Source organism: Streptomyces sp. NPDC059788 (assembly GCF_042732265.1).
Classification (GTDB): domain Bacteria; phylum Actinomycetota; class Actinomycetes; order Streptomycetales; family Streptomycetaceae; genus Streptomyces.
In genome coordinates, this window is sequence record NZ_JBHWHY010000025.1 from 74,700 (window position 1) to 93,490 (window position 18,791).

At 73.6% G+C, this 18,791-nt stretch carries 15 protein-coding genes; 4 read left to right on the top strand and 11 right to left on the bottom strand.

Translation table 11 applies throughout. The features are described from left to right. Nucleotides 1-390 precede the first annotated feature (390 nt). Nucleotides 391-1,578 carry a trypsin-like serine peptidase gene (locus ACFV57_RS22490; RefSeq protein ID WP_385235027.1) on the top strand — a complete coding sequence of 396 codons (1,188 nt, stop codon included), beginning with the start codon at nt 391-393 and terminating at the stop codon, nt 1,576-1,578. Nucleotides 1,579-1,919: 341 nt separating this feature from the next. Here the strand turns inward: ACFV57_RS22490 and hflX are convergent, their stop codons facing one another. From hflX to miaA, 6 genes are all read right to left on the bottom strand, one after another. Then, nucleotides 1,920-3,407 (bottom strand): GTPase HflX, encoded by a 1,488-nt coding sequence (hflX, locus tag ACFV57_RS22495; protein WP_385235030.1) that lies wholly within the window; start codon nt 3,405-3,407, stop codon nt 1,920-1,922. 199 nt (nt 3,408-3,606) lie between these two features. After that, entirely contained in the window at nt 3,607-5,424 is a 1,818-nt protein-coding gene (locus tag ACFV57_RS22500) for a M1 family metallopeptidase (protein WP_385235033.1), read from the bottom strand. A 261-nt stretch (nt 5,425-5,685) separates the two neighbouring features. Further along, entirely contained in the window at nt 5,686-7,989 is a 2,304-nt protein-coding gene (locus ACFV57_RS22505; protein ID WP_385235036.1) for a RelA/SpoT family protein, read from the bottom strand. A 140-nt stretch (nt 7,990-8,129) separates the two neighbouring features. Further along, entirely contained in the window at nt 8,130-9,071 is a 942-nt protein-coding gene (gene dapF / locus ACFV57_RS22510) for a diaminopimelate epimerase (RefSeq protein ID WP_385235039.1), read from the bottom strand. Nucleotides 9,072-9,100: 29 nt separating this feature from the next. Beyond that, nucleotides 9,101-9,670, bottom strand: coding sequence for a hypothetical protein (locus ACFV57_RS22515; protein ID WP_385235194.1), 570 nt, complete (start codon nt 9,668-9,670; stop codon nt 9,101-9,103). A 107-nt stretch (nt 9,671-9,777) separates the two neighbouring features. Beyond that, nucleotides 9,778-10,716, bottom strand: a complete 939-nt coding sequence (gene miaA / locus ACFV57_RS22520) for a tRNA (adenosine(37)-N6)-dimethylallyltransferase MiaA (RefSeq protein ID WP_385235042.1) — start codon at nt 10,714-10,716, stop codon at nt 9,778-9,780. Nucleotides 10,717-10,898: 182 nt separating this feature from the next. Between miaA and ACFV57_RS22525 the strand changes: the two genes are divergently transcribed. After that, a complete protein-coding gene (locus ACFV57_RS22525) occupies nt 10,899-11,177 on the top strand; it encodes a gliding motility protein (protein WP_385235045.1) in 279 nt (92 codons plus the stop codon). A 28-nt stretch (nt 11,178-11,205) separates the two neighbouring features. Further along, nucleotides 11,206-11,466 carry an antitoxin gene (locus tag ACFV57_RS22530; RefSeq protein ID WP_385235048.1) on the top strand — a complete coding sequence of 87 codons (261 nt, stop codon included), beginning with the start codon at nt 11,206-11,208 and terminating at the stop codon, nt 11,464-11,466. A 359-nt stretch (nt 11,467-11,825) separates the two neighbouring features. Here ACFV57_RS22530 and ACFV57_RS22535 read toward each other — a convergent pair whose 3' ends face one another. Together ACFV57_RS22535 and miaB are read right to left on the bottom strand one after the other, a co-directional pair. Continuing rightward, nucleotides 11,826-12,536 (bottom strand): class III extradiol dioxygenase subunit B-like domain-containing protein, encoded by a 711-nt coding sequence (locus ACFV57_RS22535; RefSeq protein WP_385235051.1) that lies wholly within the window; start codon nt 12,534-12,536, stop codon nt 11,826-11,828. A gap of 152 nt (nt 12,537-12,688) precedes the next feature. After that, nucleotides 12,689-14,173, bottom strand: a complete 1,485-nt coding sequence (gene miaB / locus ACFV57_RS22540; RefSeq protein ID WP_385235054.1) for a tRNA (N6-isopentenyl adenosine(37)-C2)-methylthiotransferase MiaB — start codon at nt 14,171-14,173, stop codon at nt 12,689-12,691. Between the two features lie 78 nt (nt 14,174-14,251). On the opposite strand from miaB, the gene ACFV57_RS22545 reads away from it, so the two are divergent. Then, entirely contained in the window at nt 14,252-15,250 is a 999-nt protein-coding gene (locus ACFV57_RS22545; protein ID WP_385235057.1) for a TAXI family TRAP transporter solute-binding subunit, read from the top strand. A gap of 48 nt (nt 15,251-15,298) precedes the next feature. On the opposite strand, the gene ACFV57_RS22550 is transcribed toward ACFV57_RS22545, so the two are convergent. The 3 genes from ACFV57_RS22550 to ACFV57_RS22560 all read right to left on the bottom strand — a co-directional run bounded on the left by ACFV57_RS22550 (nt 15,299) and on the right by ACFV57_RS22560 (nt 18,780). Next, nucleotides 15,299-16,822, bottom strand: a complete 1,524-nt coding sequence (locus ACFV57_RS22550) for a DEAD/DEAH box helicase (RefSeq protein ID WP_385235060.1) — start codon at nt 16,820-16,822, stop codon at nt 15,299-15,301. A 102-nt stretch (nt 16,823-16,924) separates the two neighbouring features. After that, nucleotides 16,925-17,128, bottom strand: coding sequence for a cold-shock protein (locus ACFV57_RS22555; RefSeq protein WP_031008163.1), 204 nt, complete (start codon nt 17,126-17,128; stop codon nt 16,925-16,927). 242 nt (nt 17,129-17,370) lie between these two features. Beyond that, on the bottom strand, nt 17,371-18,780 hold the full coding sequence (locus ACFV57_RS22560) for a sensor histidine kinase (protein ID WP_385235065.1): 1,410 nt from the start codon (nt 18,778-18,780) through the stop codon (nt 17,371-17,373). Between the last annotated feature and the right edge of the window lie 11 nt (nt 18,781-18,791).

Below are 18,791 nucleotides of genomic sequence, written 5' to 3' on the forward strand. Positions count from 1 at the left end.
CGACCACCGGGAGCACGGGAAGCCAGGAGCGCACGCCGCGAGCGCCCCGGCGGCACCCCACTCCGACGCCCGCCCCGCACGCCCCATCCGCGCCCCGACACCACCCCCGGCCACCGCTCCCGCCCACCTCTCCCGTCCACCGCCCCGCCCCATCCCCAGCAGCCCCCGCGGAAAGATCCCCTCCGAACCGGAACCGGGGACCCGCTCGCCGCCGTCCCCAACGTCACCGGCATAGTGGGGACCTGCGCCCGGCTTTCCGGTGCATGACAAAACAGCAGATGCGGGCATGTCCGGGGGCATCACCGGCAAGACCACCCAAGGCGCGGTACGGCCGCCCGAGTCCGGACACGTTCCCGCGGCACGCCTGAACAGACCAGGGGGAGTTCACCCATGCGATCCATACGTCGGCCGGTCCTGGCCGCGGCCGCCCTCACCGCCGTGGTGGCGCTGACCGCCACCGGCTGCGGGCCCGAGGGCAACCAGGCGGACGGCAAGCCCAGCCAGTCCGCGGAACAGGGCAGTGCGGGCGGGGGTGGCTTCACGATCCCCAAGGACATCCAGGACAAGCTCAAGGAACACGGCGTCGACCTGGACAAGTGGAAGAACGGCGAGTGGAAGAACTGGGACAAGGACAAGTGGCTCCGCGAGGCCAGTGAGTTCATCAACCCGATCATCCAGGGCCTGTGGGACCCGGACCGGGCGAGCAAGGCCAAGCCGCCGAAGGAGCCCACGCCCAAGGACATCTCCGGTGACCAGGGGCGCACCGACCCGGACCCGCGTCCGGTCCAGGCCAAGGCCGTCAAGCCGCCGTTCGGCCAGAACGCGCCCGGCCTCGGCAAGATCTTCTTCGACACTCCCGAGGGCCACGCGGTCTGCTCCGGCGCGGTGGTCAAGGACCCGGCGCACCCGGGCAAGTCGAACCTGGTGTGGACCGCGGGCCACTGCGTGCACGCCGGCAAGAGCGGTGGCTGGTACCGCAACATGGTCTTCGCCCCGTCGTTCAACGACACCGGCAAGTCCGCGGCCCAGCTGGAGAACGCCTCGCGTGAGCAGATGTTCCCCAAGGGCGTGTGGTGGGCCGACGGCGCGTCGACGTCCAGCCAGTGGATCGGCCAGGGCGGTCCGCAGGGCAACAGCGTGCCGATGGCGCCGTACGACTTCGCCATCATGCACGTGACGCCGGAGAAGGGCGCGGGCAGCAAGTCCCTCGAAGAGGTCGCCGGCGGCGCCTACTCGGTGGACTTCAACGCCTCCGCGATCCCGGACATCCCGAGCATCACCGCCCAGGGCTACCCTGCCGAGGCACCGTTCGACGGCGCGACGCTGCAGCAGTGCACCGACAAGCCGGGCCGTCTCTCGCTGGACGCCAAGAAGCCGACGATGTACCGCATCGGCTGCCTGATGACCGCCGGTTCCTCCGGTGGCCCCTGGTTCGCCAAGGGCTCGGACGGCAAGCCGGCCCTGGTGTCCAACACCTCGATCGGCCCGCGTCCGGCCGGCTGGCTGGCGGGCCCGCACCTCGGCCCGGAGGCCAAGAGCATGTACGGCGCGATGAGCAAGAAGTTCGCGTCGAAGTAGTCGAAGCAGTCGAAGTCGTCGCAACAGCGGCGGTCGCCCCCGCGCACGCCGGGTGACCGCACACCGCGCGCCCCGGCCGCGTATCCGTACAACGGGTACGCGGCCGGTCCCGTCCACCAGCCGTCCGCGACGGAACACAGCCCGGCGCAGGCACAGCCCGGCACGACACAGCACGGCACAGCCCGGCAGGACACGACCGGGCGCGGAAAGCACGACAGAACACGGCGACGCACGGCAGAACACGGCGAAGGCCCGCCCCGGCTCCCCGGGACGGGCCTTCGTACTACCTGCGGTGACGCGCCTGCGTGCTTACGCGCCTGCATCCGCCACGGCGCGCGGCATTACGCCGCGGGCACGTACGGCCGGAACTCCGCGGCCAGTTCCTCGTGCACCCGCGCCTTGAGGACGGTGCCCTCCGCGACGTGCTCCTCGGAGATCACCTCGCCCTCGGCGTGCGCACGCGAGACCAGCGCGCCCTGGGTGTACGGCACCAGCGCCTCGATCTCGACGCGCGGCCGCGGCAGCTCCTCGTCGATCAGCGCGAGCAGCTCGTCGATGCCCTGGCCGGTACGCGCCGAGACCAGCAGCGCGTGCTTCTCCTGGCGCAGCAGCCGCTGGAGGACCAGCGGATCGGCGGCGTCCGCCTTGTTGACGACCACGATCTCCGGGACGTCGGTGGCGCCGACGTCGCGGATCACCTCGCGCACGGCGGCGAGCTGCTCCTCGGGCACCGGGTGCGAGCCGTCGACCACGTGGAGGATGAGGTCGGATTCGCCGACCTCCTCCATCGTGGAGCGGAACGCCTCGACGAGGTGGTGCGGCAGGTGGCGGACGAAGCCGACGGTGTCGGCGAGGGTGTAGAGCCGCCCGCTGGGCGTCTCGGCCCGGCGCACGGTCGGGTCCAGGGTGGCGAACAGCGCGTTCTCCACCAGGACGCCGGCTCCGGTCAGGCGGTTGAGCAGGGAGGACTTGCCGGCGTTCGTGTAGCCGGCGATGGCGACCGAGGGGACCTTGTGACGGCGGCGCTCCTGGCGCTTGGTGTCGCGGCCGGTCTTCATCTCCGCGATCTCCCGGCGCATCTTCGCCATCTTCTCGCGAATCCGCCGCCGGTCCGTCTCGATCTTGGTCTCACCGGGACCACGGGTGGCCATGCCGCCGCCCGTGGAGCCGGAGCCACCGCCACCCATCTGCCGGGACAGCGACTGGCCCCAGCCGCGCAGCCTGGGCAGCATGTACTGCATCTGCGCCAGCGAGACCTGCGCCTTGCCCTCCCGGGACTTGGCGTGCTGGGCGAAGATGTCGAGGATCAGGGCCGTACGGTCGACGACCTTGACCTTGACGACGTCTTCGAGGTGGATCAGCTGGCCGGGGCTCAGCTCACCGTCGCAGACCACCGTGTCCGCGCCGGACTCCAGGACGATGTCGCGCAGCTCCAGGGCCTTGCCCGAGCCGATGTACGTGGCCGGGTCGGGCTTGTCGCGGCGCTGGACGACGCCGTCGAGGACGAGCGCGCCGGCGGTCTCCGCGAGGGCGGCGAGCTCGGCGAGCGAGTTCTCCGCGTCCCGGACCGTGCCCGTGGTCCAGACACCGACGAGGACCACGCGCTCCAGACGCAGCTGGCGGTACTCGACCTCGGTGACGTCTTCGAGCTCGGTGGACAGGCCGGCCACCCGGCGCAGCGCGGCCCGCTCGGTGCGGTCGTACTGCTCGCCGTCACGCTCCCCGTCGATCTCGTAACTCCAGGCGACGTCCTCTTCCATCAGGGCGTCGGCCCGGCGGCTCTCGGGGAGGCGCTGTTGGTCCTGCGGAAGGGATGAAGAGGAGGTCATTTGATCCTTTGTGTCGTTGGGACGTCCCGTGCGGGGCCGTGCGGCCCCGGGACTCTCGATCGTGACAACGTCCATGACGCCCGGGAGATTCCCGGCCGCCGCGTCATCGGCCAGATGATGGTCGCACGACCGCCGGGGGCCGTCACCCGGGTTTTCCGGGCGGGGCGGCGGGCCGTGGCCCGACAGGCTCGGCACCCGGCTATCCGGCGGACTCGGAGGCGGGCTTCCCCACAGGTTTCGCGCCCGGCTTCCCGGCCGGCTTGCCTCCCGTCGTCCCGGCAGGCTTGGCGGCCGGCTTCGCCGCGGGATCGGTGACCGGCTTCCCGTTCGGCTTCCCGGCCGGTTGCGCGGAGGGCTTCCGTGCGCCCGGCTTACGCGCCGGCGGCTGCGGCGTCCGGTAGTGGCTCTTCCAGTCCGGGTGCCCCGGCATCGGCGGGGTCTTCGCGTCGTACAGCCAGCTGCGGAAGAAGCCCGAGAGGTCCTGGCCCGATGTGCGGGAGGCCAGCGCGACGAAGTCCGCTGTGCCCGCGACGCCGTCGCGGTGCCGGGCCACCCAGGCGCGTTCCAGCCGGTCGAAGGCGGCGTGCCCGATCTTGGCGCGCAGCGCGTACAGGACGAGCGCGCTGCCGTCGTACATCACGGGGCGGAAGATGCCGGTCTTGTTGCCCGGGGTGGGCGCCTTCGGTGCCCCGGGCGGGCCGCCCTCGGCCCGCATCCGGTCCGAGACGCTGTAGGCGCGCCGGGTGCGCTCGTCCATGGACATCTTGGCGTGCTCGTGCGCGTACAGCTCCTCGTACCAGGTGGCGTGCGACTCGTTGAGCCAGGCGTCCGCCCAGGTACGCGGGGAGACGCTGTCGCCGAACCACTGGTGCGCCAGCTCGTGGACCATGATCGCTTCGATGTACCAGCGGGGGTACTGCTGCGTGGTGAACAGCCGCTCCTCGAAGAGGGACAGCGTCTGGGTCTCCAGCTCGAAGCCGGTCTCGGCCTGCGCGAGCAGCACCCCGTACGTCTCGAAGGGGTAGCGGCCGACCTTGCCCTCCATCCATGCGAGCTGGCCCGGCGTCTTGGCGAGCCATGGCTCCAGGCGCTTGCGGTCGGCAGCCGGTACGACGTCGCGGAGCGGCAGGCCGTGCGGCCCGTCGCGGCGGACGACGGCGGAGCGGCCGATGGACACCTGCGCGACCTCGGTGGCCATGGGGTGGGCGGAGCGGTAGACCCAGGTGGTGGTGGCCGGGGCCGCGCGCCCGTGCCGTGCGTCCTGCCCTGCCCGTACGTCCTGCACGGCCCGTACGGGGGCCCTCCCCGGCGCGGCGCCCGGATAGCGCGCCACGCGCAGCCCGTTGGCGACGACCGTCAGGCCCTTGGGCGCGGTGACGCGGAAGGTGTAGAGCGCCTTGTCCGACGGGTGGTCGTTGCTCGGGAAGATGCGGTGCGCGGCGTCGACCTGGTTGGCCATCACCAGCCCGTCCTTCGTGCGCAGCCAGCCGTCCTCCTTGACCTTGCCGCCCTTGCGGGGGCGCGGGTCGCTGGTGTGCCGGACGACGATGCGCATCGGGCTGCCGGCGCGCACGGTGTGGTGGGGTGTGACGACCAGGTCCTCGCCGCGGGTGACGTGGCCGGCGGGCCGGCCGTCGACCTCGACGGAGCGGACGGTGCCGTGCGCGAAGTCGAGGTTGAAGCGCTCCAGGCGGGCGGTGGCCCGCGCAGTGATCTTCGTGACGGCGTCCAGCGGCCGGTCGTTGTGGCCGGAGTACGTCAGGGCGATGTCGTACGCGCGGACGTCGTAGCCGGGGTTGCCGAGGTGCGGGTAGAGCCGGTCGCCGATGCCGAGCGGGGTGGCGTCCGGCAGGCCGGCGGCGACCAGTGAGGCGGCGGCGAGCAGGCCGAGCGCGGTCCGGCGGCGGGCGGCGGCTCCCGGGAGGCGGCGTGGCCGCGGGCGGCACGGGGCGCCTTCGGGGCCCCGTGCGGCGGCGGAGCCGGGGCCGGCGGCGGGCTGGGACGAGGAATGCGGCATGACAAACCGCTATCAGCGCGGGGCCCCGGCCCGTGGCCGACGCGGCAGTACGGCACCCGAACGAGGGGATACTTGCGCCCGTCGAGGCCGGAGTGGCGCATGTGGGTGCCGCGCCGTTCAGGCGCCTACGCGTACGTCCTCACCGGCCCGTATGCCCCAGGCCCGTACACCCCCGCAGCCCCCTACGGCCCCCTACGGCCCTCAGGCTCGTACAACCCTCTTCGCCCCTACGCCCCTCCGCCCTGTCTCCCCTACACCCCCTCAGGAGCGCACCGCCACCGTCGACTGCGCCCGGCCCGCCCGCAGCACGTCGAAGACGCCCGGCACCTGCCGCATCGCCCGCATCAGGGACGGCAGCTTGGCCGCGTCCGGCAGATGCAGGGTGTACGTGTGCCGTACGCGCTGCTCGCGGGGCGGTTCCACGGCCGCCGCCACCACGGCGGCGCCCTCGGCGGCGATGGCCTCGGTGAGGTCGGCGAGCAGGTGCGGCCGGGTGAACGCCTCCGCGAGGAGGGTGACCCGGCAGCCCTGTACGCGGTTTCCCACGCCGCGCCAGCGCGCGCCGACCGGCTGCCGCCCGGAGGCCGCCATCCGGGCCACCACGGGACACAGCGCACGGTGCACGGTGACGATGCCGCCGCGCACGGCGAAGCCGGTGACGTTGTCGGGCGGTACGGGCGTGCAGCAGCCCGCGAGCCGCACGGTCGCGCCGGGGAGGTCGGTGGACAGGCCGGGGGTGTCCCCGCCGGGCGAGCGCCCGGAGGTCATGGCGGCCCCACGCGGCCCGCCCGTACCGCTGGGTGTGCCCGCCCCCACGGGCCCCTCCCCCGCTCCCGTCTCCGCCCCCGGGTGGGCGTCCAGCCAGCGGGAGATGGCGAGCCGGGCTGCCGCGGTGCGGGTGTGGTCGAGCCAGTCCGGCGACGGTCCGGAGGCGGAATCGGGGGCCATGAGCAGGTGCAGGCTGTCGCCGTCGCGCAGGACCGTGGAGAGCGTCGCGAGGCGGCCGTTGACGCGCGCGCCGATGCAGTGGTGCGCGCCCTCGCCGTACAGCGCGTACGCGGCGTCCACGCAACTCGCGCCCGCGGGCAGGCCGACCGTGCCGCCGCTGCCTACCGCGCCCGGACCAGCGGTGTCCGGCGCGGCCGGACCGCCACCGTCGTCGAAGCCGCCCTCCGCACAGAAGACCGTGATCTCCCGGTCCTGGGCGAGGTCGTCGCGCAGCGAGGTCCAGAACGTGTCCGGGTCGGGGGTGGCGCGCTGCCACTCCAGGAGGCGGCACAGCCAACCGGGCTGGGTCGGGTCCACGCGCTCCCCGTCCTCGGTGGCGTCCGGGTCCGTCGCGCCGCCCGCCGCGGCGGCCGGGTCGGAGCCGTCCGCGGGGGCGTACGGGTTGCCCAGCGCGATCACCCCGGCCTCGGCGACGCGGTGCATCCGGTGCGTACGGATGAGCGTTTCCGCAACCGCGCCGTCCGCGTCGGTGACGGCGGTGTGCAGCGACTGGTAGAGGTTGAACTTCGGTGCGGCGATGAAGTCCTTGAACTCCGAGACCACCGGGGTGAAGCAGGTGTGCAGTTCGCCGAGGACCGCGTAGCAGTCGGCGTCCTCGGCGACCAGCACCAGCAGCCGGCCGAGGTCGGCGCCGGTGACCGTGCCGCGCGCCAGGCGCACCCGGTGCACGGAGACGAAGTGCCGCGGCCGGATGAGGACTTCGGCGTCGATGTCGGCCTCGTCCAGGACGGCGCGCAGCCGCTCCGCGATGGTGTCGAGCGGGCCCGGGCGGCCGGCGTGGCCGAGGACGAGCGCGCGGGTGGTGGCGTACTCCTCCGGGTGCAGGATCGCGAAGACCAGGTCCTCCAGCTCGGACTTGAGCGCCTGGACGCCCAGCCGTTCGGCGAGCGGGATCAGCACGTCGCGGGTCACCTTGGCGATCCGGGCCTGCTTCTCGGGGCGCATCACGCCGAGGGTGCGCATGTTGTGCAGCCGGTCGGCCAGCTTGATGGACATCACCCGGACGTCGTTGCCGGTGGCGACCAGCATCTTGCGGAAGGTCTCCGGTTCGGCGGCGGCGCCGTAGTCGACCTTCTCCAGCTTGGTCACACCGTCGACCAGGTAGCAGACCTCCTTGCCGAACTCCCGGCCGACCTGATCGAGCGTCACCTCCGTGTCCTCGACGGTGTCGTGGAGCAGGGAGGCGGTCAATGTCGTGGTCTCGGCGCCCAGTTCGGCCAGGATCAGGGTCACCGCGAGCGGGTGGGTGATGTACGGTTCGCCGCTCTTGCGCATCTGCCCGCGGTGCGAGGACTCCGCGAGCGCGTAGGCCCGGCTGAGAGTGTCCAGGTCGGCGTCCGGGTGGTGGGCGCGGTGCACCTTGGCGACGTGCTCCAGGGCGTTGGGCAGTCCGTCGCGGGCGGCCGGTCCGAGCAGCGCCGCCCGGCCGATGCGGCGCAGCCCGCGCAGCTCCAGACGGGGGCGGCCACGTTTACGGTGCGCGGCCTCCCCCGGATCGGGTGGACCGGCCTGGACCGGCGCGACGGGGTTACCAGGGTTCGTGGCCTCTGCGCTCATGGGCACCTCCGGCGGCGTCGACCGGCGGTTGGGCGCCCGCAGTCAGTCGCCCGGGCCGGTGCTTGATGCTACCGAGCCCATCACGCAGCGCTGTCCCGCTCTCGCCCAGCGTGAACCGGATCACCCATTCGAGCGAAGTCTCAGCCGAGGGCCGTGACCAGCCACGCGGGGTCCAGCGCGCCCTGCGCGACGATCACCGCGGGGCCGGTCATCTCGACCGTGCCGTCCGGCAGCTCGGTGATCTCCAGGCTGCCGCCCGGCACGTCGACCGTGTACGTGACGGGGCTGCCGGTGACCGCGGGGTCCGTGCCGTCCCGGCGGGCGGTGGCGACGGCGACGGCGCAGGCGCCCGTGCCGCAGGAGCGGGTCTCGCCGGCGCCGCGCTCGTGGACCCGCATCGCGACGTGGCGCGGGCCGCGGTCGGCGACGAACTCGATGTTCACCCCGTGCGGGTAGACGGCGGCTGGGCTGAACGGCGGGACGTCGTACAGCTCTCCGGCGTGGTCGAGGTCCTCGACGAAGGCGACGGCGTGCGGGTTGCCCATGCTGACGTTGCGGGCGGGCCAGCTGCGGTCGCCGACCGTGACCGTCACGCCGTCCGGGAGCAGCTCGGCGCGGCCCATGGTGACCGTGACCTCGCCGGTCGGTGCCAGGCGCACCCGCTTCACGCCGCCGCGGGTGGCGATGGCGAAGTCGCCCTCCCCGGTCAGGCCGGCGTGCTGGAGGTAGCGGGCGAAGACGCGGACACCGTTGCCGCACATCTCGGCGACGGAGCCGTCGCCGTTGCGGTAGTCCATGAACCACTCGGCCTCGCCGGCCATGGCGCGGGCCGCGGGGTCGGCGGCGGAGCGCACCACGCGCAGCAGGCCGTCGCCGCCGACGCCGGCCCGGCGGTCGCAGATCCGCGCGACGGCGTCGGCGGACAGCTCCAGGACGCCGTCCGGGTCGGGGACGATCACGAAGTCGTTCTCCGTGCCGTGTCCCTTGAGGAAGGCGATGCCGCGGCCGGGGGCGCCCGCGGCGGTCGTCGCGGCGTCCACTGCGGCCCCCGTGGCCTCTGCGGTCCCCTGTGCGTTGGTCATGACTGCATCGTACGGCGCGGTACCGACAGTCAGTGCAGGCGGGCGACCCGCCATACGGCCAGCAGGGCCAGTACGGCGACGACCGCGGCGTACGCCAGGACGACACGCCAGTCCGGGCGGCGGCCGGAGCCCCGGGCGGGCAGGCCGGGCCAGGTGTGGCCGACCCGGCGGGCGGCCATCATGCCCCAGCCCGCGGCGCAGCAGAACAGCAGCAGGCCGAGCATGGAGATCACCGCGCCGCCGTCGCCGCCGAACTCGAAGGCGAGCGGGAAGGCGAACATCAGCGAGCCGAGGGTGGCCAGGCCGACGATCGGCGCGAGCTGCCAGATGCGCAGCCGGCGCGGCGGGCGCAGTTCACGGAAGGACTCGCCGCCCTCGGCCGCCCCCTCGGGGCCGTCCCCGGCCTCCAGGGGCACCGGGCGAACCGGTTCGCCCAGGGCGTCCGGACCGTCGGGCCCACCGGGCACCAGGTGCTCCAGGGCATGGCCGTCCGGGCCCACGGCCCCGGGCCCGTCCTGGGTCAGCGACTCCGCCGCTTCCCGTTGCCCGTCTCTCGGCCCGTCCGGTTGCTGCGGTCTGTTGCGAGGGCCGGCCTCCATCGCCACGCGCCCTCCCCACTTCGACTGCACGCCTCGATCGAAGGTCGATGATGACACGCTCCCGGGGGCCCGGATGACGGGCGGAGCGTCCCGATGCCAGGACGTGATCAGGCTGTGACCGGTCGTTCGACCAACGCCAGCGCCCGTCCCGGGAGTTCCGCGCGGTCCGCGGCGCCGCCGCTGAGCCAGTGGACCCGGGGGTCCCGGCGGAACCAGGAGTCCTGGCGGCGCGCGAACCGCTTGGTGGCCCGGACCGTCTCGTCGCGCGCCTGCTGCTGCGTGCACTCCCCCGCGAGCTGGGCGAGCACCTGCTGGTAGCCGAGGGCACGGGAGGCGGTACGGCCTTCGCGCAGCCCCTCGTCCTCCAGCCGCCGCACCTCTTCCACCAGGCCGTCCTCCCACATCCGGTCCACCCTGCGGGCGATGCGGTCGTCGAGTTCGGGGCGGGCCACGTCGACGCCGATCTGCACGGTGTCGTAGACGGCCTCGTGGCGGGGGAGGTTGGCGGTGAAGGGGCGGCCGGTGATCTCGATGACCTCCAGGGCGCGCACGATGCGGCGTCCGTTGCCGGCCAGGATGGCGCGGGCGGCCTCCGGGTCGGCGGCGGCGAGCCGGGCGTGCAGGACGCCGCTGCCGTGCTCGGCCAGCTCGGCCTCCAGCCGGGCCCGTACCTCGGGGTCGGTGCCGGGGAAGTCCAGGGTGTCGATGGCACCGCGCACGTAGAGGCCGGAGCCGCCGACGAGGACGGGGGTGCGGCCTTCGGCGAGCAGGCGGTCGATCTCGGCGCGGGCCAGCTGCTGGTACTCGGCGACGTTCGCGGCCCGGGTGACGTCCCAGACGTCCAGGAGGTGGTGCGGCACGCCCTGGCGCTCGGGCACCGTCAGCTTGGCGGTGCCGATGTCCATTCCCCGGTAGAGCTGCATGGAGTCGGCGTTGACGACTTCACCGCCCAGATGGCGGGCGAGCGCGACGCCCAGATCGGACTTTCCGGCCGCTGTGGGACCGACGACGGCGATGACCCGGGGTGCGGGAACTGCGGTGTTCACCTGCCCAGTCTCGCAAACCCGGGGACCGCATCCCGAACGAGCGACGTGACGGGTCGCCTCCGTGTTCGTTGCCTGTTGCGAGGTTCCGGCCGCCGGTTTACGGACCGGGGCCCGCGGGCGGCGCAATGGGACGCTCCGGGCGCCCCGGGATTTCGCCCACACGAGTAGGGTATGGAGTAGTTATGGGCGTGTTTTCACGGTTTCGCCGCAAGTCGGCAGAGGCATCGACGGAGGAGGCTGCCGCCGCCACGCTGACGGCGGAGTCCTCGGACGCGGAGGGCGGGGAGCCCGGCGCGGAGACCGCTTCCGCGGCGGAGCGGGACGGGGCGGCCGCGGCGGACGGGAAGCCGTCCGCGGAGGAGAACGGCGAGCCGGCCGCCGCCGAGAGCGTCGAGATCCCCAAGCAGCAGTCGGCCGAGGAGGCCGCGGACAGCGAGGCCGGGGAAGGCGCCCGCAAGTAGCACGCACGCGTACGAAGGAAGGTGGCCCATGGGTCTGCTGGACAACCTCAAGGCCAGGCTCGGTCCTCTGAAGGGCAAGGCCGGTGACCTCGCGCAGCAGCACGGGGACAAGATCGAGCAGGGGCTCGACAGGGCCGCACGGGCGGTCGACGAGAGGACCAAGGGCAAGTACAGCAGCCAGATCGGGACCGGCGCGGGCAAGGCCAAGGACGCCCTCGGCCGGCTGTCCGAGGAGTCCCGCCGCTCCGAGGGCCCCGGTGGTTCCGGTCCGCAGGGGCCGGCCTCCTGACGTTTTCGCCGGGCCCGGGGCAGGGCTTGGGCGGCAGCACCACGGCCGCGGGGCGACGCGCTCCGCGGCCGTCGCGTGCGCGGCGGCCGGAGCTGCGCGGGGCCTGTTCCGGTGGTCCGGGCGGGCTCCGCGCCCGTACGTTTCAGGACAGGTCGCTCGCACGTCTGGGGAGACACGTCCTGGGAGACCAGGGCGCTTCAGGACCGGACTGCCGCCTTCAAGAGCCAGGCCGCTTCAGAATCACGCCGCCGTCTCCGCGGACCGGGCCGCTTCAGGACCAGGCAGCCGTCTTCAGACCGGGCCGTTTCAAGCCGGACCCGCCGTCTTCAGACCAGGCCGCCTCAGGCCGGACCGCCCCTTCACGACCAGGCCGCCACGAAGTACCCCACGCCGTACGGGGCCTCCTCGCGCAGCAGCTCGCCGCTCAGTCCGGCGTCCTGCGCGGCGCCCGCCAGGACCTGCCAGCAGGCCCGTCCGGAGGCCTTCAGCTCGTACGCCAGCTCCGCGTCCAGCCCGCTGAGCGCCGCGGTGTCGGCGGCTCCCAGAGCGCGCGCCACGGCGGCGTCGAAGGCCTCGGCCCGCTCGTCGAGGTATCCGGGAGCCTTCAGCGTCCGGCAGGCGCTACCGTCGCCCATCACCAGGACGGCGACCCGCTCGGCCGATGCCGCGATCTCCCGGCCGACCTGGAGGCAGCGGTCGGCGGCCAGCGGCTCGCCGACGCCCAGCCCCTCGACCGGCGCGTCGGCCCAGTCCGTACGGGCCAGCAGCCAGGCGCCGACGGACAGCGACGGCGGCAGCGGCCGCTCCGGGGGTGTCTCCGCGGCGCCCAGGCTCACTTCCAGGTCCACGCCGAAGCCCCGGAACGAGCCCACCGCGCCCTGGCTGTGCGGCCCGCGGCCCGCCTGTTCGGCGGGGCCGACGACGACCAGCCGGTCCGGCCGGGCCGCCGCGAGCACGCCGACCGCGTCGAGGGCGGCGGCCCGCAGGCCGTCCAGCTCGGGTGCGGCTCCGGAGGCGACCTCCGGGACGAGCACCGGTGGACACGGGCAGACGGCGGCGGCGACAAGCATGGCTGGAACCCTAGCAAGGCCGCTGTACGGGGCACGGGGGCTCGGGCCCCGGGCGCGCGGCCAGGTCCGCCGCCCGTCACACGGAACAGCGGCCCCGCCCACGGCGAGAAGTGGGCGAGGCCGCCGTCCCGTTCGGTGCGTCCTTCAGGACGTCAGTCGCATCCGCAGCCCGCGGCCGGGGCCGGAGCGGGCGCCGGGGCGCCGATCGTCGGCAGGCCGAGCATGACGCCCGCCGGCTTGTCGGCCGGCGCGGCGTTGCGCTTCTCCCAGGCGTCGCCCGCGCGCGTACGGCGGACGGCCTGGGCCGGGCCCTCGGCGAGCAGGTGGTGCGGCGCGGCGTAGGTGATCTCGACGGTCACCATGTCGCCGGGGCGCACCGGCTCCTCGGGGCGGGTGAAGTGGACCAGGCGGTTGTCGGGCGCGCGGCCGGACAGGCGGCGCGTGGCGTCGTCCTTGCGCCCCTCGCCCTCGGCGACCATGACCTCCAGCGTGCGGCCGACCTGCTTCTTGTTCTCCTCCCAGGAGATCTCCTCCTGGAGGGCCACCAGCCGCTCGTAGCGCGCCTGGACGACCTTCTTGGGGATCTGGCCGTCCATCTCGGCGGCGGGGGTCCCCGGGCGCTTGGAGTACTGGAAGGTGAAGGCCTGCGCGAAGCGGGACTCGCGGACCGTGTGCAGGGTCTGCTCGAAGTCCTCCTCGGTCTCGCCGGGGAAGCCGACGATGATGTCCGTGGAGATCGCGGCGTCCGGCATCGCGGCGCGGACCTTCTCGATGATGCCGAGGAAGCGCTCCTGGCGGTACGAGCGGCGCATCGCCTTGAGGACCGTGTCCGAGCCGGACTGCAGCGGCATGTGCAGCTGCGGCATCACGTTCGGCGTCTCGGCCATGGCGGCGATGACGTCGTCGGTGAAGTCGCGGGGGTGCGGCGAGGTGAACCGGACCCGCTCCAGGCCCTCGATCTTCCCGCAGGCGCGCAGCAGCTTGCTGAACGCCTCGCGGTCGCCGATGTCGGAGCCGTACGCGTTGACGTTCTGGCCGAGCAGGGTGATCTCGGAGACGCCCTCCGAGACCAGCGCCTCGATCTCGGCGAGGATGTCGCCGGGGCGGCGGTCCTTCTCCTTGCCGCGCAGGGCGGGGACGATGCAGAAGGTGCAGGTGTTGTTGCAGCCGACGGAGATCGAGACCCACGCCGCGTACGCGCTCTCGCGGCGGGTGGGCAGCGTGGAGGGGAACGCCTCCAGCGACTCGGCGATCTCGACCTGCGCCTCCTCCTGGACGCGGGCGCGCTCCAGGAGCACCGGCAGCTTGCCGATGTTGTGCGTCCCGAAGACCACGTCGACCCAGGGGGCCTTCTTGACGATGGTGTCGCGGTCCTTCTGGGCCAGACAGCCGCCGACGGCGATCTGCATCCCGGGCCGCGCGGCCTTCTTGGGCGCGAGCTGGCCGAGGTTGCCGTAGAGCCGGTTGTCGGCGTTCTCCCGCACCGCGCAGGTGTTGAAGACGACGACATCGGCCCCCTCGGCACCCTGGGGCGCGGGCACGTATCCGGCGTCCTCCAGCAGGCCCGACAGCCGCTCGGAGTCGTGGACGTTCATCTGGCACCCGTAGGTGCGCACCTCGTATGTCTTCGCACTCATCTCAATCGACCAGGGTACGTGCTCCCGCCGCCGCCTCGCCCCTCCCTTTCCCGGTCCGGTGCTGGCAGGATCCCGCCCATGGTCTCCCTCCTCCCCCGCACCGGCGGCCGCCGGGCGCTGCTCGCGGCCGCCGCCGCGCTGGTCGCGCTCGGTCTGCTGCTGTGGTGGCTGCTGCCGCTGGGCGGCCCGCCCCCGCCCGGCGGGCAGCTGACGCTGTCGACCGGCGTGCGCTCCGGCGTGTACGCGCGCTACGGGGAGCTGTTGAAGCAGGATCTGCGCCGGGATCTGCCGCGGGTCGACGTGCGGCTGATGAACAGCGCGGGATCGCTGGACAATCTGGACCAGCTGGCGAACGGCAACGCGCAGTTCGCGATCGCGACGGCCGACGCGGTGGCCGAGCAGCAGCGCCGCGACCCGCGTGCGGCGGCCCGGCTGCGGGCCTGCGCGCGGCTGTACGACGACTACATGCAGCTGGTGGTCCCCGTCGGCTCGCCGGTCGGCTCGGCCAAGGACCTCAAGGGGCTGCGCGTGGGCGTGGGCGCGGACCGCTCCGGCGTACAGCTGATCACCCGGCGGCTGGTGGCGGCGGCCGGGCTGGACTTCGACCACGACATCGAGGCGGTACGGGTCGGCATCGACCGGATGCCGAAGCTGCTGGAGGACGGCGAGCTGGACGCCTTCTTCTGGTCGGGCGGGCTGCCGACCTCGGCCGTGCAGCAGGTGGCCCGGCGGATGCCCGTACGGCTCGTGCAGCTCGGGGACCTGATTCCGGCGCTGCACCGGCAGGGCGGGCGGACCCGGCACTACCGGGCGGCGGTGATGCCGGCCGACGCCTATCCGCAGGTCCAGAAGGGGCAGGCGATCAAGACGATCGCGGTCGCGAATCTGCTGGTGACCACCGACCGGCAGGACCCGGTGCTGACGGAGGCGATCACCCGGACGGTCATACGGAGCAGGGACCGGATCGGGACCGAGGTGCACGCCGCGCAGAAGGTGGATCTGCGGACCGCGGTGTTCACCGATCCGCTGCCGCTGCACGCGGGCGCGCGGCGCTACTACGTGTCGGAGAAGCCGTAGGAACCTGCGCGGGGCGCGCACGGGCGTCCGTGCGCGCCCCGGCGTGTGTCACGCCTTGGGTGCTCGCGGGGTGCGCGGCCCCTTCGGGGCGCGCGAGGGGCGGCGCGACGGACGGCCGCCGCCCGAGGCTCCGGTGCCGCCGCCCGCCGAGCCGCCGCCACCGGAACCGCCGCGGCGCGGACGCCGCCGGCCGCCGGAGCCCGCGGGCTTGGGCCGTTCCTGCTGCGCGGGGACGGCGAGCACCACGGGCTGTCCGGACGGGGCCTGCGCGCCGGTGATCCGTATCAGTTCGCCGTCGCCCGGCCGGACCCGCGCCGTGCCGGGGGTGATCTTCGCCCGGGACATCAGCCGGCTCATGTCGCGGCGCTGGCCGGGGGTGACCAGGGTGACGACGGTGCCGGACTCGCCGGCCCGCGCGGTGCGGCCGCCGCGGTGCAGGTAGTCCTTGGCCTCGGTCGGCGGGTCGACGTTGACCACCAGGTCGAGGCCGTCGATGTGGATGCCGCGGGCGGCGACGTTGGTGGCGATCAGCGCGGTGGCCTGGCCGGTGCGGAACTGCTCCAGGGTGCGGGTGCGCTGCGGCTGGGACTTGCCGCCGTGCAGCGCCGCGGCCCGCACGCCCTGCGACAGCAGGTGCTTGGTGAGCCGGTCGGCGCCGCGCTTGGTGTCCACGAACATGATCACGCGGCCGTCGCGGGCGGCGATCTCGGTCGCGGTGGCCCGCTTGTCGGTGTCGTCCACGTACAGGACGTGGTGCTCCATGGTGGTGACCGTCGCGGCGGACGGGTCCACGGAGTGGGTGACCGGGTCGGTCAGGAAGCGGCGGACGAGCTTGTCGACGTTGCGGTCCAGCGTCGCGGAGAACAGCATCCGCTGGCCGTCCGGGTCCACCTTCTCCATCAGGCGGGTGACCTGCGGCAGGAAGCCCATGTCGGTCATCTGGTCGGCCTCGTCGAGGACCGTGATGGCGACCTGGTCGAGCTTGCAGGCGCGGCGGTCGAGCAGATCGGCGAGCCGGCCCGGGGTGGCGACGAGGATCTCGGCGCCCTTGCGCAGCGCCTCGACCTGGCGGTTGATCGAGGTGCCGCCGACGACCGTGGTGGTGCGCAGGCCGACCGCCGTGGCGTACGGGGCGAGCGCCTGGGTGACCTGGGTGGCCAGCTCACGGGTGGGCACGAGCACCATCGCCAGGGGGCTCTTGCTCTCGGCGCGGCGGCCCGCCGTACGGCTGAGCATCGCCAGGCCGAAGGCCAGGGTCTTGCCGGAGCCGGTCCGGCCGCGGCCGAGGACGTCCCGGCCCGCGAGGGTGGCGGGCAGCGTCGCGGCCTGGATGGGGAACGGCTCGGTGACGCCCTGCGCGCGCAGCGCGGTGAGAAGGGCCGGTGCCAGCGGCAGCTCGTCAAAGGAGACGGCAGGCGGCTGGGGGGCCGTCCGCGCGGACGGCTTGGGCGCGGCGCTCTGTCGCGGTGCGGTCGCTCGGGTCACTGAAAGCCCTTCTGTGGCGGGGAGGCCGAGCGCGTACGGCACGGTGCCGTGCGGTCTCGGGCCGCATGGGTACGGAGGCGTACGCATACGGGTCGTGCGGCTGCGGTGCGGGCGTACGGAACGAGCCGTACGGATGCGGACGGGGCCCGCACCGACCGGTGCGGGCCCCGTCCGCGGACGCGCGGTCCGTCAGGCGGGGATGATGTTCTCCGCCTGCGGGCCCTTCGGGCCCTGGGTCACGTCGAAGCTGACCTTCTGGCCCTCCAGGAGCTCACGGAAGCCCTGAGCCTGGATGTTCGAGTAGTGGGCGAAGACGTCGGGGCCGCCGCCGTCCTGCTCGATGAAGCCGAAGCCCTTTTCCGCGTTGAACCACTTCACGGTGCCGGTGGCCATGTGTTTCTCCTTCTAGGGGCAAACCGGAGACCGCACTTCACGGCCTCCCTGTCGCCGAGATGATCGCCCCACACCGGAGAAAGGTCCGGAAAACAATGAACGCCCGGGGCTTCCAGCCTCCGGGCGCGCACAAAGTTCATGGGTACCACAACTGCAACACCGCCAACGGTAACACACGTCCGTGGAAGCGAACGGAAGCCGCGGACCGGCCCGGACACCGGGGCCGTGGCCGGGGCCGGTGGTCACGGCGCGGTGCGCGGCACCACCACGGTCACCCGCAGCCCGTGCGGCCGGTTCGGCGCGAAGGAGAGCGTGGCGCCCCCGGCGGCGAGCAGGGCGCGGGTGATCGACAGGCCCAGTCCGGAGCCGGAGACGTTCTGGTGGTGGCCGCTGCGCCAGAAGCGGTCGCCGATGCGGGCCAGTTCGTCCTCGGTGAGGCCGGGCCCGTGGTCGCGGACGGTGATCCGTACGCAGGTGCCGTCCGGTGCCGCGCCGACGGTGACCCGCTCCCCGGCGGGCGTGAACTTCAGGGCGTTGTCGACCAGCGCGTCCAGGGCGCTGGACAGGGCGACCGGGTCCGCCCAGCCCGTCACGGCCCGCTGACCCTCGTAGGACAGCAGCACCCCCTTGTCGTCGGCGAGCGGGCGCCAGGAGTCGACCCGCTCGGCGGCGAGCGCGGCGACGTCGGTGAGCTGGAGGTCGGCGGCGGCGTGCTCGGCCAGCGCCAGGTCCAGAAGATCGTCCAGGACCCGCGCCAGGCGCTTGCCTTCCGTACGGACGGAGGCGATCTCGGCGTTGCCCTCGGGGAGTTCCAGGGCGAGCAGCTCGATGCGCAGCAGCAGCGCGGACAGGGGGTTGCGCAGCTGATGGGAGGCGTCGGCGACGAAGGCACGCTGCTGCTCCAGCACGTCCTCGACGTTGTCGGCCATCTCGTTGAACGAACGGGCCAGGCGGCGCAGTTCCGGCGGGCCGGAGGCGGGGGCCACCCGGGACTTCATCCGGCCGGTCGCGATGTCGTGGCTCGCGGCGTCCAGGATGCGCACCGGGCGCAGCACCCAGCCGGTGAGCCGGAAGGCGGCGGCCACGGCGACGAGCATGGCCGCGCACTCCCCCGCCCCGAGCAGCAGCCACCCGTGCAGGATGCGGGAGCGCATCTGCCCGGTGGGCGAGTCGGTGACGACGACGGCCACCACGTCGCCGTCCCGGATGACGGGCGAGGCGACGGGGATACGGCCGCCCTCGTCCCAGGGCCAGATCTGGTGGGGGTCGTGGCTGCGGCGGCCCGCCAGCGCCTCGCTGAAGGCCCGCGCGCCCTCGCCGCGCTCCGGTACACGCCAGTCGGCGGGGGCCGCCGCCATGGGCGTGCCGTCGCGGAAGAAGACGCCGGCGCGGATGCCGTACAGGTCGTGGTAGCGCCTGAGTTCGGCGCCGAGGGTGGACTGCCGCTCGTCCTCGTCGGGGGTCTTGCCGCCGGCGCCCGGCCGGGCGGTCACGTACTGCGCCAGGGAGGCGAAGCGCGCCGCGTCGTCGATCCGGTCGACGACCACCCGCTGCTGCTCGACGGCGGCGGTGATGCCCGCGAGCGGGAAGCCGAGCGCGAGCAGCACCCCGGCCAGCAGGACGATCAGGAGCGGGAGGAGTCGGGTGCGCACGGTGCGGTGCC